We start from the raw sequence: 12,234 nt of genomic DNA, 5'->3' as shown, positions 1-12,234 counted from the left end.
GATGACAGGTTAGGAGGGGCGACCGCCGGTGGCCACGATCCAGCTGTTCAGATCGGTCAGCGACTTGGTCAGAGCCGTGTTGAACGCGGGCACGATGGCGCTGACCCGGTTCTCGCTGGCCTGGACCTCGGTCTTCAGCACCGTCTCGAAGGTATCCCCGTCGCGGACGTTGCGGGTCAGGGCGACCTTGATCTCGACGACGATCACCGGCGCGCCTTCGGGCCCGTTGCGGTAGGCCGCTTCGAACCGCTGGACGTCCAGACGCATCAGCCAGTCGCTCTTGCCGACCTCGCCGCGACCGACCAGGCGGGCGGGGCCGGCCTGGAAGGCGCGAACCAGTTCTTCCTCGAAGATCTGCTGGGCGGGGGCCACCCAGCGGGCGCTGTCGATGTATTGCACCGTGTCGCCGGTCACCGCGACGATGCCATCGCTGGCGGCGGCGCGGTCGAAGGCGATCGGGCCGCGGGTGACCGTGAAGGTCTTGGCGGCCACCTCCGACGGGGCGGCGATCTGGAACCGGTAAAGCCTGGCCGGCTCGGCCTCCGGGAAGAGGGTGATGCAGCCCGACAGGGCCACGGCGATGACCGCGACACCAAATGCCCTAAGCGGGTTGGGGGCTCGGAACAGGGTGGTCCTCACGGCTTCACCTTCTTCTTCTCGGCGGGCGGTTTGCCGACCAGGGTCTGCGGGCTCTTCTCGGCTTCGGTCACCAGCCGGTCGAGGGACTCGGCGGCCCCCTGCAGGGTGGTGATGGCGTTGGTCAGCTGCGGCAGGCCGTCGGTGGCGAAGTCGTTCACCGGTCCGTCCAGCTTGGTCAGCACGGCCGAGACATCGGCGGCGGCCTTGTCGACCTTGCGGGCGGCCTCGTCGATGTTGGCCACCGCCGTCTTGGCGTCGCTGTTGATGAAGGTCTGGCCGTCCTTGGCCAGCGCCGTATAGGCCTTGGCGGTTTCCTCGAAGGTGGCCAGGGCGCGGCGGGCGTCGGCGATGATTTCCTTCTGCTCGCGGGCCTCGGCGGTCACCGCCTGCAGATCATCGAGCGCGGCGCCAAAGGTCTTGATGTTCTCGTCGCCGAGCACGCGGTTGATACGGTCCAGCGCTTCGATGGTGCGGGTCAGCACGGTGCCGCCGCCGGCCAGCAGGTCGGAGAGGGCGCTGCGCTGGGTCTTGATCACCGGAATCTCGCCGGGCGAGACGGTGTCCTTCAACAACCGCTTGGCCGGGTCGCCGGCGGTGATCTGCACATAGTTGATGCCGGTGATGCCCTGCGGTTCCAGGGTGGCGTAGCTGTCCTCGCGGATCGGCACGTCGCTGGTCACCTTGACCCGGGCGATGACGCGGTTGGGGTCGCGGGCGTCGAGCTTGATGGAGGAGACGTCGCCGACCTTGATGCCGTTGAAATGCACCTCGCCGCCCTCGGTCAGGCCGCGCACGGGACCGACGAACAGCACATCGTACTCGTCGTAGTTCTTGTTGAACCCCAGGCGGGCCAGCCAGAAGACGAAGACGACCGCGGCGATGAACAGCAGCAGCGTCGCGGCCCCCACCAGCGCGTAGTTGGCGTTTCTTTCCATCAGACCCTCGTGCCCCCCGCGCGGATCGCCGAATGGGCGGCGCGTCCGCGTGGACCCAGGAAGTATTCCCTAATCCAGGGGTGTTCGGAATGCTCAAGTGCATGGACCGGTTCAACGGCCACGACCTTTTTGTCGGCGATCACGGCGACCCGGTCGGTGATTGTATAGAGACTGTCCAGATCGTGGGTGATCATGAACACCGTCAGCGACAGGCTGCGGCTGAGGTCGAGGATCAGTTCGTCGAAGGCGGCGGCCCCGATCGGGTCCAGGCCGGCGGTCGGCTCATCGAGGAACAGCAGTTCGGGGTCGAAGGCCAGGGCGCGGGCCAGGCCGGCCCGCTTGCGCATGCCGCCGGACAGTTCGGAGGGCTTCAGGGCCCCGGCCCGGGGGGGAAGGCCGACCAGGGCGATCTTCAACTCGGCGAGGTCGCTGATCTCGCTGCGGCTGAGGTCGGTGTGCTCGTGCAGCGGGGCGGCGACGTTTTCCTTCACCGTCAGCGAGGAGAACAGGGCCCCGGCCTGGAAGAGGACGCCCCAGCGCCGCTCGATGGCCGACCATTTGCGGCGGCTGGCGTTCTGGATGTCCTGGCCGAAGATGCGGACCGTGCCGCCGTCCGGCTCTTTAAGGCCGATGATGGTGTTGAGCAGCACCGACTTGCCGCTGCCCGAGCCGCCGACGACGCCGAGCACCTCGCCCTTCTTGACCACCAGGTCGAGGTTGTCGTGCACGACGTTGTCGCCGAACACCGACCGCAGGCCGCGCACCTCGATGGGCGGGGCGGCGGCGTCGAGGCCGTCGTCGGCCAGCGACTGTTCGTGGGCGATGTCGGACTGGTCGGTCATATGTTCAGCTCCATGTAGAGGAGCGCGAACAGGGCATCGAGCAGGATGATGGCGAAGATGGCCTGGACCACGGCCGAGGTCACCCGGCGGCCGAGGCTTTCGACATCGCCCTCGACCTCCATGCCCTGGCGACAGCCGATGCCGGCGATGACGATGGCCATGACCGGGGCCTTGGAAATACCGACCCAGAAGTTGGTGGCCCCGACGTTGTCGGCGATCCGCTGCCAGAAGAAGGTCGGCGACAGGTCGAGGATGGAGGTGGTCACCGCCACCCCGCCGACCAGGCCGGCCAGGTCGGCGACGAAGGTCAGCAGCGGCAGGGTCACCAGCAGGGCCAGGAAGCGCGGCAGGACCAGGGCGTCGAAGGGGTCGACCCCCATCACCCGCATGGCGTCGATCTCCTGGTTCATCTTCATCGAGCCGATCTCGGCGGCGAAGGACGAGGCCGAGCGGCCGGCCAGCAGGACGGCGGTGATGACGATGCCGAACTCGCGCAGCACCGAGATGCCGATCAACTCGACCACCAGCACCTCGGCGGCGAAGCTGCGCAGGGTGTTGATGCCGAGCAGGGCGACAACGGCGCCGAGGAAGAAGGTGGTGGTGGCGACGATCGGAATGGCGTCGAGGCCTGCCCGTTCGCACAGGGAGACGAAGGGGGCGCCGCGGAACTTGCGTGGGTTGATGATGACCCGGCCGATGGAGGTCATCAGGTGGCCGAGGAAGATCAGGGTCTCGTAGAGGTCGTGGAAGACGTTGACGACGCCGCGGCCGATGCGGACGAGCAGTTCGTAGAAGCCGCGATGCTGGCGCGGCGGCGTGGGTTCGGCCTGCACGGCCTCGCCGACCAGATGCAGCAGGCGCTCGGTCTCGGGCCGGGCCAGCAGCACGCCTGCGCTCTCGCGGCCGTCGGCGGCGCGGATGATGGCATAGGCGCCGGCCGTGTCGCAGCGGCCCATGCCGCGCATGTCGAGGCTGACGGATTTCGAATGCAGCAGGTTCTCGGCCAGGCGCAGGCCGGCGTCATCGAGCGTTTCGGCCGTCCAGTCCCCGGTCAGGACGGCGGTCGATCCATGCTCGCCCTGCTGCAGCGAAAATTCGGCGGGGTTGGGCATGGACGGTTTAGCGGCTTTCCTTGTCGCGGTGGGAAAGTGACATGCGCCGCGCCCGCCGCAAAGGCTTTCGCGTCCCGGGGACTGCACGGAATGCGCGCTTGCTCGCGGTTGAGGCCTGGGCGAGGCTCGCCGGCCACAGGGGGAAGCGGGATATGGGCATGGATACCGAGCACAACGCCGGGGCGGACCGCGGGTTGCTGCTGACCCGTCTGGGCGTCGGACTGATCCAGGGGCTGGCGCTGTTCGGCCTGTCGGAGGCGGCCGAGCGCAAGGTCTGGCCGGTGAGCGACCGGCCGCTGTTCATCGCCCTGGTGGTGCTGGCGCTGGCGGCCGGGCCGGTGATTCTCAGCGGGCTGGGGTCGTTGAAACGCCGGGCGTTGATCGTCTGGTCGGTCGTTGCCCTGTCGGTCGTGGCCGCCGTGGGTTGGATGGAGGGCTATCGCGGCCTCGACGGTTTCGAGACCATTCCCTCGCCGCTGGTCATGGTTGCGGTGCTGGTCGGGCTGTTTATCGCCCACAGCCTGATCGTCGCCGCCGCGCGCGATCGCGCCCGGATCGCCGGCTATCCGACTTATTTCGACGTCTCCTGGAAGCATGGCGTGCAGCTGGTCCTGGCCCTGGCCTTCACCGGCATCTTCTGGGCGGTGCTGGGGATTGGGGCGGCGCTGTTCGGCATGATCGGGGTCAAGGCCTTCGCCCAAGTCATCGGCGAGCGCTGGTTCGCCATTCCCTCCAGCGCCCTGGCCTTCGCCGTCGCGGTGCACCTGACCGATGTGCGGCTGGGCCTGATCCAGGGCGTGCGGACGGTGGCTCTGACCCTGCTGGGCTGGCTGCTGCCGCTGCTGGCCGGGCTGACCCTGGCCTTCCTGCTGGCCCTGCCGTTCACGGGACTCGAGCCGCTGTGGAAGACCGGCAGCGCCGCGATGATCCTGGTCGGGGCGGGAGCCAGCCTGATCCTGCTGATCAACGCCGCCTATCAGGACGGCGGGCGCGAGAAGCCGCTGCCCGTGGCCCTGCGGTCGGCCATGCGGCTGGGCGGGCTGCTTCTGCTGCCGCTGACTGTGCTGGCGGCCTATGCCCTGTGGCTGCGGATCGGCCAGTACGGCCTGACCATCGAGCGGATCATCGCCGTGGCCGGGGTCGTGGTCGGCGCCTGCTACGCCGTGGGATACGCCATCGCCGTCGTCCTGCCCGGACCGGTGATGCGCCGGCTGGAGCCGACCAATGTGGCGACCAGCATTGTTGGCCTGGTGGTGCTGCTGGCCCTGCTGTCGCCGCTCGCCGATCCCGTGCGGCTGTCGGTCGACAACCAGGTGAGCCGACTGCTGGCCGGCAAGGTGAAGCCGGCGGACTTCGATTTCGACTACCTGCGGTTCGGGTCCGGCCAGATGGGGACCAGGGCGCTGGACAGGCTGAGCAAGGCGGGCGGCGATATCGGCCGGCTGGCCAGGGAGGCCAAGGCGCGGACGAGCCGCAGCTATGACGCAGCGTTGGGCGCGGAACAAACGGCTGAGGACGCCAAGGTCTATCCGGCCGGCAAGGCGTTGCCCGAAGCCTTCAAGGCCCGTTGGAAGGGGCTGGCGAGCGGCATGTGTCGCAAGGAGCTGCCGGCCTGCGAGGCTTTCCTGCTCGATCTGAACGGCGACGGCCGTGAGGAAGTTCTGCTGAGCGCGGGTGGGCCCGCCGTCTTGTTCGAGCAAGACGCCAAAGGCGTTTGGGCCAGGCAGGGAGAAATCAATCCAGCGGTCGTCTGCGCGAAAGATGATCCCTGGGTCGCCTTCCGGGCCGGACGGGCCCAGGTTCGGCCCAGCCGTTGGAATGAGATCGACCTGAATGGCGCCCGCTGGACCGTCCAGCCCGATCAGACGCCGTGCCTAGACGTCACCCTCACCGTCACGACCACCCCACCGACCGTCGAAGAGGGCGGGAAGGCTGGCGGGAAGGCCAAGTAGCGGGCCGGAGGAGAGGAGCAGCACCACCTCGTCTCCGCTCAGGTCGGCCAGGGCGGCCTCGCATTCGCTGGGGGTGGCCGCGCCGACGGCCGGCACGCCGGCGGCGTTGATGCGGGCCAGGATCTGGTCATGGGTTAGCTGGCTGTGGCTGGCCGCGCCATGGGTCGGGGGCGGGATGACGATGACGCGGGCGACGTCGTCGAAGACGGTGTCGTACCAGGTTAGGCCCTCGGCGTTGCGCCAGCTGAAAGTATGGGGCTCGAAGATCACCACCAGCGGCCGGCCGGGGTAGTGCAGCAGCATGGCCTCGATGGCCGAGCGGGCCTTCTCGTAGGACGAGCCGAAGCCTTCGATGACCGGGACACTGGAGACCGAGGTCAGGCGGTCGAGGCGGCGGCGGATGCCCTGGAAGCTGGCGACGGCCGACTGCAGTTCGTCTTCGGTGACCAGGCCACGGGTGAGCAGGAAGGCGGCGACGCCGACCACATTCTCGATGTTGTGGGCCCCGAGCAGCTGGGTCTCGAGGGCGAGTGTGCGGCCCTCCGGGGAGACCAGGGTGAAGCTGGAGACCTCGCCGAAGGTGACGTCCCGGCAGTACCAGCCTTCGCCGGTCGCCGTGCCGTACCAGACCGGGGTCGCGACGCTGTCGGCGGCGATCGCCCTGAGAGAGGGGCTGTCGCGCATAACCAGGGTGGCGTCAGGCGACAGGCGGGCGAGCAGGTCGCGGAACGGTTTTTCGTATTCGGGGTATGTCGGGAAGACGTTTAGGTGGTCGTGGACCAGCGAGGTCAGCAACAGGTGGTCGACGTCGTAGAGCATGAACTTCGAGCGGCGATCGGTCTGGCTGACGATGTACTCGTCGCCCTCCAGGATCATCGGACCCGAGCCCCAGGCCCCGGTCGGGCCGCCACCGGCCGGAATGGCGCCGATCATGTAGCCGGGGTCCTTGCCCGCCTCGCGCAGGATGTGGGCGAGCAGGGCGGTGCAGCTGGACTTGCCGAAGCTGCCGGCGACGATGGTGACGTCGCGGTCCCTCGTCTGCTCGGCGATCAACTGCGGAAAGCCGGTCATCTCGATTTCGCGGCGGCGGGTCTCGGTGAACTCGGGGTTGGCCTCGCCGGCCAGCCTGGCGCTGCCGCCCAGCACCACAAGGTCGATCTCCGGCCCGATGTTCCCGGCCGCCAGGGTCCGCTTGAAGGGGATGTCCATGGTCTCGAGATAGGTGCTGATCGGCGGGAAGGCTTCCTCGTCCGAGCCGCCGATCACGTGACCGGCGTCTCGCATCATCAGGGCGGCGGCGCTCATGCCGGCGCCGGCGATGCCGATGAAATGGATGTGGCGGGGCGTGTCGCTGCTCATGGGGAGGATGTCGGGCGCGGCGGCGGCGTTGTCAAATCCCCGGGCGCGGCGCGTCAGGCCGCCGGCGGCTCGCCGATGGCCCGCAGCAGCGCGGCCCGGTCGCCCGCGAACAGGCGGTCGGCCAGCCCTTGGACCTGGTCCAGCACATAGGCCCGCCGCTCCAGCAGCGGGTGGTAGAGCTGGCGGCCGTCCTGGCGGACCGACTGCACCGCCTGCTTCTGGATCAGGCGGTGAAGGAGGGTCTTGATGGTCGCGTCGCCCCAGGGCTGCACGAGCTTCACCTCCGCGATGAGGGCGGCGAAGGACATCGGCCCCCGCCGCCACAGGGCCGCCAGCACCTCGCTCTCGGCCTCGGTGATGCGCATCAGCGGCTCAGCACCGTACGGTCGATCCGCGCCTCGACGGCCCAGTGGCAGACGACCGCGACAACCCCGCACAGCAGGCCGAGCAGCACCAGCATGGCGCTTTCGGCGAGGCCCGGCGCGACGACGTAGAAGGGTTGCGGCCCTCGCGACAGGCCCATGAAGATCATTAGCCCATTGTAAGCCCCGCCCAGCAGGCCGAGCAGCGGACCGCCGAGCCGCAGGGCCGAGAGAAAGCTCGAGCCACCGCTAAGGTCGGGGCCCGACATCAGCTTGCGTGCGCAGACAGCCATGGCGGCGAGAGTAAGGGCGACCAGGAGGAGCATGACGACCTTCATGGCCGGCGTGGCGTCGAGGAAGACCAGTGTCGGGTTCAGGGTCGCCGCATGGGCCTGGACCGGGGCGAGGGCGAGGACAATGATCGCCGGCGTGAGGGAAAGGGCGGGGGACTTCATCGAGCATCTCCTTGTCTACGTTTGTAGACACACAAGATTACGACTGTAGACATCTGTCAACCGTAAATTCAGATCGCCAGTTGACCGGCCCCGCGCGCCTGCTTCAGATCGGGCCATGTCTTCGGTCATCGATCCCCGCCTTCTGACCCAGTCCGGCGCCCAGGCGCTCGGGCGCGGCGACTTCGCGGTCGCGCGGGCGCTGTTCGAGCAGATCGTGGCGACCGGCCGGGCCGACGGGCCGGTGTTCCTGGGCCTGGCCGTGGCGGCGCGGGGGCAGGGGGATGCGGCCGCCATGCTGGCGGCGCTGGACCGGCTGTTGGCCATCGATCCGCGACACCTGCGCGGGCTGATGATGAAGGCCGACCATTTCGCCGCGGCCGGAGACGCCCGCGCGGCCGCCGCCTTCTGTCGCCAGGCGTTGAAGGTCTGGCCTGAGCCCGCGCGCCTGCCGCCGGAACTGGCCGCCGAGCTGCGCCGGGCCCAGGCGATGAGCGACGCCTACGCTGCCGACTACGAGCGCCATCTGCTGGGCGCTGTCGGTCCGGTCGCCGAGGGGCCGGGCGGCGAGCGGTTCCGGGAGTCGGTCGAGCTGATGCTGGGGCGCAAGCGGATCTATCTTCAGGAGCCCCGCCACTACTATTTCCCCGGCCTGCCGCAGATCCAGTTCTACGGCCGCGAGCCGTTTCCCTGGCTGGCCGGCCTGGAGGCGGCCGCGCCGGCAATCCGCGGCGAACTGGAGGCGCTGCTCAGGGACGGCGCGGCCTTCACCCCCTATCTGAAGAGCCAGTCGGACCGGCCGTTCGACGACGGCCACGGCATGCGCGACAACTCCGACTGGAGCGCGCTCTATCTGTGGCGCGATGGCGAGCGCGTCGATGAGGTGGCCGACCGTTGCCCGGCGACCATGGCGTCGATGGCGGGACTGCCGCTGTGCGGCATCGCCGGCCGCACGCCCTCGGTCCTGTTCTCGCGCCTGGCGCCGGGAGCGCGGATTCCGCCGCATAACGGCTTCATCAACACCCGCCTGATCGGCCACCTGCCGCTGATCGTGCCGGGCGGCTGCGGCTTCCGGGTCGGCAACGAGACCCGCGAATGGCGGGAGGGCAAGGCCTGGCTGTTCGACGACACCATCGAGCACGAGGCCTGGAACGACAGCGGCGAGGACCGCATCATTCTGATCTTCGACGTCTGGCGCCCGGAGCTGAGTGAGGCCGAGCGGGACATGGTCGCCAGCCTGTTCGCGGCGGTGGACGCCTATGGCGGCGGACCGGCCGCATGGGGCGTTTGAGGTGACCGACGAGGACCTGATCGCCCAGATCCAGGCGCGCACCTTCGCCGGTCTGGTTTCGGCCACCGACCGGACCTCGGGGCTGACCGCCGACCGTTGGCCGACCCCTTCCGCCTGTTCCATCGCCGCCGTCGGCTTCGCCCTGACCTGCTGGGTGGCCGGGGCGTCGCGAGGCTGGATGCCGCGCGCCAGCGCCGCCGACCTGACCGCCCGGGCCTTGCGCACGCTGGAGACCGCGCCGCAGGGCGACGCCGCCGAGGGGGTGTCGGGCACTCGGGGCTGGTTCTACCACTTCCTCAACATGCAGACGGGTCTTCGCTCCGGTACGTGCGAACTGTCGACCATCGACACCGCCCTGCTGCTGGCCGGGGCTCTGACGGCGGCGCGGTACTTCGACGGCCTTGAGCCGGTCGAGGTCGAGATCCGTGAGCGGACCCAGAGAATGATGGCCCGGGTCGACTGGGCCTTCGCCCTGCGGCCGTCGGGGCGGTTCGCGCTGGGCTGGTCGCCGGAGCGCGGCTTCATTCCCTACGAGTGGGGCGGCTACAACGAGGCGATGCTGCTCTACGTGCTGGCGCTGGGGGCCGAGGGCTCACCGGTGCCGGAGACAGCCTGGGAAGCCTGGTGCGCCAGCTATCCGAAGAGCTGGACCACGGCGCCGGCCCCGCACCTGGCCTTCGGGCCGATGTTCGGCCACCAGTATAGCCAGCTGTGGATCGACTTCCGGGGCGTGCGGGACCGCTTCATGCGTGAAGCGGGTCTCGATTATTTCGAGAACAGCCGCCGCGCCGTGCTGGCCCAGCAGGCTTACGCCAGCGACAATCCGGGCCGCTGGAACGGCTATGGCCAGGACGCCTGGGGCCTGACCGCCTGCGACGGCCCCGGCCAGTTCACCCGCCTGCGCGGCTTCTCGCTGAAGAGCTTTCGGGCCTATTCGGCGCGCGGGGCCTGGGATTTCGACGACGGCACCCTGGCCCCGACGGCGGTGGCCGCCTCACTGCCGTTCGCGCCCGAGGCGGTGACGTCGGCCCTGCGCCGGATGATCGACGACCACGGGCCGGCCATCTACGGCCCGCACGGCTTCCAGGACGCCTTCAATCCGTCGGTCGACAGGGCCCCGCCGGACCATGGCGAGGTCAAGCCGATGACCGGCTGGGTCAGCCGCGACATGCTCGGCATCGACCAGGGACCGATCGTGGCGATGATCGAGAACCATCGCTCAGGCCTGATCTGGCGGCTGATGCGCGAGGAGCCGGTGATCCGACGGGGCCTGGAACGAGCCGGGTTCGTGGGCGGCTGGCTCCAGGCGGATAATTCCGTCGTCACCGGACCCGCAGGACGCTGACCGGCCCGGCCCGGCCCGGCTCGAACACGCCGACGCCCAGAACGCCGGTCCAGCAGGCGCCGGTGTCCAGATTGGTGCGATGGGGCAGGCGTTCGGGCTCTTCCATGGCCAGCTTGTCGTTGTGTCTCGGCGTATGGCCGTGGACAACATGGCCCGGCAGTTCCTCAGCCTCGGCGATGAGGAAGCGACCGCGGATCCAGAGGCAGGCCTCCTCGTCCTGGTCGGTCAGATCGAGCCCCGGCATGAACCCGGCGTGGACGTAAAAGCGGTCGGCGTCGCGGGCGCTGACGGGCAGGGCGCGCAGCCACGCCAGGTGCTGGTCCGGAACCTCGCCGAGGTAGGAGGACCAGGTCTCCTCGCCGCCGTTGTCGAGCCAGAAGGACCATTCTCCGGCCTCGATGGCATCGAGCATCATGTCCTCGTGGTTGCCCTTCAGGCAGGTGAGGCGGATGCGGCGCTGCTGGTGGATCAGGAAGTCGATGACGCCCCGGCTGTCGGGACCGCGATCGACATAGTCACCGAGGCAGACGACCTGGAAATCGCGGGTCCCGGCATGGGCCTCGATCAGGCCGAAGGCGCGCTCGAGCAGGTCCAGGCGGCCATGGATGTCGCCGATGGCGTAGGTCAGCTCGGTGCTTGGCAGATCGATGATACGCATGGGCGGGGACTTCATGCGCCCCGCCTGTGGCCTTGGCTAGGCGGCGGGGCGGAGCGGGCGGCGCAGACCCGGTTTGAGGCTGCGCAGGCAGGCGCGGAAGGGGAACCAGGCGTTGACCTGGACCAGGGAGGCGGTGTCGCGGGCATGGCTGGGAGCGCTGCCGGCGAGGGCGTCGGACTCGGCGCGGCGGCGGCTCCGGTAGGCGCGAACCTCGATCAGCGTGCGGGGGCCGGGCGTGGCGGCGCGCTCGATCAGCACCCGCGACAGGCCGAACCAGTGACGATGCTCGTCCTGGCCAGCCTCGGGCGTCGGCCCGCTCGGATGGCGAATGACGCAGTACCACTGCAACACCGTGAGTCCCCCTCTCCAATCCGGAGAGCATTGTTACGCGGACGTGCGCGGCCTGGGAACGCGGCGATGCGTCGCTGGGTAGAAATGGGGATGGGGACAGGAAGGAGTGGTGGATGTGACAGGGATTGAACCTGTGACCCCCTCGGTGTGAACGAGGTGCTCTCCCGCTGAGCTACACATCCTCTCAGGAGGCGGGGTCTATAGCGAGCCGGCTGGAACGGCGCAAGCGGCAAGGTCGGTGACGAGGGCGGCGAGCTCGTCGAAGTGGCTTATGACGGCGTGGCCGCCAAGCTCCGCGGCCGGGATCTGGCTGTAGCCGAAGTCGGTGACGATGCAGGGAATGCCCGCCGCCCGGGCCGCCAGGGTGTCGCTCTCGGTGTCGCCGACCAGGATGGAGCGGGCCGGATCGCCGCCGGCCTCGGCGATGGTCATCAGCAGGTGGCGCGGATCGGGCTTGGGGGCGGGGGCGAGGTCGGCGCCGATGATGGCGGCGAATCGCGAGCCAAGGCCGAGGGCGTCGAACAGCGGGACCGACAGGCTGGTCCGCTTGTTGGTGCAGACCGCCAGGATGGCGCCGCGGGCCGTCAGGGCGTCCATGGCCTCGACCGCCCCGGGGAAGGGTCGGCTCTCGTCGGCGATGCGGGCCAGGTAGAGGACCAGCATCCGCTCGAACAGGCGGTCGAGCTCCGTGGTCGTCGGCAGATGGCCGGCAAGCTCCAGCGCCTGCTGGGTCATCCAGCGGCCGCCGCGGCCGATCAGCGTGCGCAGTTTCTCGTAAGGGGGCGGGGTAAGCCCCTCCTCGACCAGCAGGGTGGTCAGGGCGCCGGCAAGGTCGGGGGCGGTTTCGATCAGCGTTCCGTCGAGATCGAAGACGATCGTCCAGCCGGAAAGGTCATTCGGATTAGCCATCGCAACGGGCTTTCGGCTAAAGCTTCC

13 protein-coding genes and 1 tRNA gene are annotated in these 12,234 nt (G+C 69.2%); 3 read left to right on the top strand and 11 right to left on the bottom strand.

Features of this window, described 5'->3' with window-relative positions; all coding sequences use genetic code 11:
* Positions 1-9: 9 nt before the first annotated feature.
* The 4 genes from O5I81_RS13380 to O5I81_RS13365 are packed head-to-tail and all read right to left on the bottom strand — an operon-like array spanning position 10 to position 3,528.
* Positions 10-639: an ABC-type transport auxiliary lipoprotein family protein gene (locus tag O5I81_RS13380; RefSeq protein WP_271065374.1), complete on the bottom strand. Its 630-nt coding sequence runs from the start codon at positions 637-639 to the stop codon at positions 10-12.
* Positions 636-1,574, bottom strand: a complete 939-nt coding sequence (locus O5I81_RS13375) for an MlaD family protein (protein ID WP_271065373.1) — start codon at positions 1,572-1,574, stop codon at positions 636-638. The genes O5I81_RS13380 and O5I81_RS13375 overlap by 4 nt, the downstream gene beginning before the upstream one ends.
* The gene (locus O5I81_RS13370) at positions 1,574-2,416 is read right to left on the bottom strand and encodes an ATP-binding cassette domain-containing protein (RefSeq protein ID WP_271065372.1); all 843 of its coding nucleotides are present in this window, start codon (positions 2,414-2,416) and stop codon (positions 1,574-1,576) included. The genes O5I81_RS13375 and O5I81_RS13370 overlap by 1 nt, the downstream gene beginning before the upstream one ends.
* On the bottom strand, positions 2,413-3,528 hold the full coding sequence (locus tag O5I81_RS13365; protein WP_271065371.1) for an MlaE family lipid ABC transporter permease subunit: 1,116 nt from the start codon (positions 3,526-3,528) through the stop codon (positions 2,413-2,415). Before O5I81_RS13365 ends, O5I81_RS13370 begins: the two co-directional genes overlap by 4 nt.
* Before the next feature lie 158 nt (positions 3,529-3,686).
* Between O5I81_RS13365 and O5I81_RS13360 the strand changes: the two genes are divergently transcribed.
* Positions 3,687-5,480, top strand: coding sequence for a DUF4153 domain-containing protein (locus O5I81_RS13360; RefSeq protein ID WP_271065370.1), 1,794 nt, complete (start codon positions 3,687-3,689; stop codon positions 5,478-5,480).
* Here the strand turns inward: O5I81_RS13360 and O5I81_RS13355 are convergent.
* Genes O5I81_RS13355 through O5I81_RS13345 form a run of 3 tightly spaced genes read right to left on the bottom strand, consistent with a single transcriptional unit; the run spans position 5,403 to position 7,656 of the window.
* The gene (locus O5I81_RS13355; protein ID WP_271065369.1) at positions 5,403-6,839 is read right to left on the bottom strand and encodes a Mur ligase family protein; all 1,437 of its coding nucleotides are present in this window, start codon (positions 6,837-6,839) and stop codon (positions 5,403-5,405) included. The two genes, O5I81_RS13360 and O5I81_RS13355, sit on opposite strands and share 78 nt — an antisense overlap.
* Positions 6,840-6,892: 53 nt before the next feature.
* Positions 6,893-7,204: a BlaI/MecI/CopY family transcriptional regulator gene (locus O5I81_RS13350; protein ID WP_271065368.1), complete on the bottom strand. Its 312-nt coding sequence runs from the start codon at positions 7,202-7,204 to the stop codon at positions 6,893-6,895.
* Positions 7,204-7,656 (bottom strand): MotA/TolQ/ExbB proton channel family protein, encoded by a 453-nt coding sequence (locus tag O5I81_RS13345; RefSeq protein WP_271065367.1) that lies wholly within the window; start codon positions 7,654-7,656, stop codon positions 7,204-7,206. The genes O5I81_RS13350 and O5I81_RS13345 overlap by 1 nt, the downstream gene beginning before the upstream one ends.
* Positions 7,657-7,771: 115 nt before the next feature.
* Between O5I81_RS13345 and O5I81_RS13340 the strand changes: the two genes are divergently transcribed.
* Together O5I81_RS13340 and O5I81_RS13335 are read left to right on the top strand one after the other, a co-directional pair.
* Complete coding sequence (locus O5I81_RS13340; RefSeq protein ID WP_271065366.1) at positions 7,772-8,944, top strand: aspartyl/asparaginyl beta-hydroxylase domain-containing protein; 1,173 nt, start codon at positions 7,772-7,774, stop codon at positions 8,942-8,944.
* A 1-nt stretch (position 8,945) separates the two neighbouring features.
* Positions 8,946-10,289, top strand: coding sequence for a glucoamylase family protein (locus O5I81_RS13335; protein ID WP_271065365.1), 1,344 nt, complete (start codon positions 8,946-8,948; stop codon positions 10,287-10,289).
* Here O5I81_RS13335 and O5I81_RS13330 read toward each other — a convergent pair.
* The 4 genes from O5I81_RS13330 to O5I81_RS13315 all read right to left on the bottom strand — a co-directional run bounded on the left by O5I81_RS13330 (position 10,267) and on the right by O5I81_RS13315 (position 12,207).
* Positions 10,267-10,947 carry a metallophosphoesterase family protein gene (locus O5I81_RS13330; protein WP_271065364.1) on the bottom strand — a complete coding sequence of 227 codons (681 nt, stop codon included), beginning with the start codon at positions 10,945-10,947 and terminating at the stop codon, positions 10,267-10,269. The genes O5I81_RS13335 and O5I81_RS13330 overlap by 23 nt on opposite strands.
* Before the next feature lie 36 nt (positions 10,948-10,983).
* Positions 10,984-11,298: a hypothetical protein gene (locus tag O5I81_RS13325; protein ID WP_271065363.1), complete on the bottom strand. Its 315-nt coding sequence runs from the start codon at positions 11,296-11,298 to the stop codon at positions 10,984-10,986.
* 107 nt (positions 11,299-11,405) lie between these two features.
* Positions 11,406-11,480, bottom strand: a tRNA-Val gene (locus O5I81_RS13320).
* A gap of 16 nt (positions 11,481-11,496) precedes the next feature.
* Positions 11,497-12,207, bottom strand: a complete 711-nt coding sequence (locus O5I81_RS13315; protein WP_271065362.1) for an HAD-IA family hydrolase — start codon at positions 12,205-12,207, stop codon at positions 11,497-11,499.
* Between the last annotated feature and the right edge of the window lie 27 nt (positions 12,208-12,234).

Source organism: Caulobacter sp. NIBR1757 (genome assembly GCF_027912495.1).
Classification (GTDB): Bacteria; Pseudomonadota; Alphaproteobacteria; order Caulobacterales; family Caulobacteraceae; genus Caulobacter.
This window is presented reverse-complemented; position numbering and strand designations above follow the sequence as displayed.

Bases quoted from the DNA above. Each gene is read 5' to 3' on its own strand.
- O5I81_RS13375 (WP_271065373.1), bottom strand. From the start codon at position 1,574: ATGGAAAGAAACGCCAACTACGCGCTGGTGGGGGCCGCGACGCTGCTG.
- O5I81_RS13370 (WP_271065372.1), bottom strand. From the start codon at position 2,416: ATGACCGACCAGTCCGACATCGCCCACGAACAGTCGCTGGCCGACGAC.
- O5I81_RS13365 (WP_271065371.1), bottom strand. From the start codon at position 3,528: ATGCCCAACCCCGCCGAATTTTCGCTGCAGCAGGGCGAGCATGGATCG.
- O5I81_RS13360 (WP_271065370.1), top strand. From the start codon at position 3,687: ATGGATACCGAGCACAACGCCGGGGCGGACCGCGGGTTGCTGCTGACC.
- O5I81_RS13355 (WP_271065369.1), bottom strand. From the start codon at position 6,839: ATGAGCAGCGACACGCCCCGCCACATCCATTTCATCGGCATCGCCGGC.
- O5I81_RS13350 (WP_271065368.1), bottom strand. From the start codon at position 7,204: ATGCGCATCACCGAGGCCGAGAGCGAGGTGCTGGCGGCCCTGTGGCGG.
- O5I81_RS13345 (WP_271065367.1), bottom strand. From the start codon at position 7,656: ATGAAGTCCCCCGCCCTTTCCCTCACGCCGGCGATCATTGTCCTCGCC.
- O5I81_RS13340 (WP_271065366.1), top strand. From the start codon at position 7,772: ATGTCTTCGGTCATCGATCCCCGCCTTCTGACCCAGTCCGGCGCCCAG.
- O5I81_RS13330 (WP_271065364.1), bottom strand. From the start codon at position 10,947: ATGCGTATCATCGATCTGCCAAGCACCGAGCTGACCTACGCCATCGGC.
- O5I81_RS13315 (WP_271065362.1), bottom strand. From the start codon at position 12,207: ATGGCTAATCCGAATGACCTTTCCGGCTGGACGATCGTCTTCGATCTC.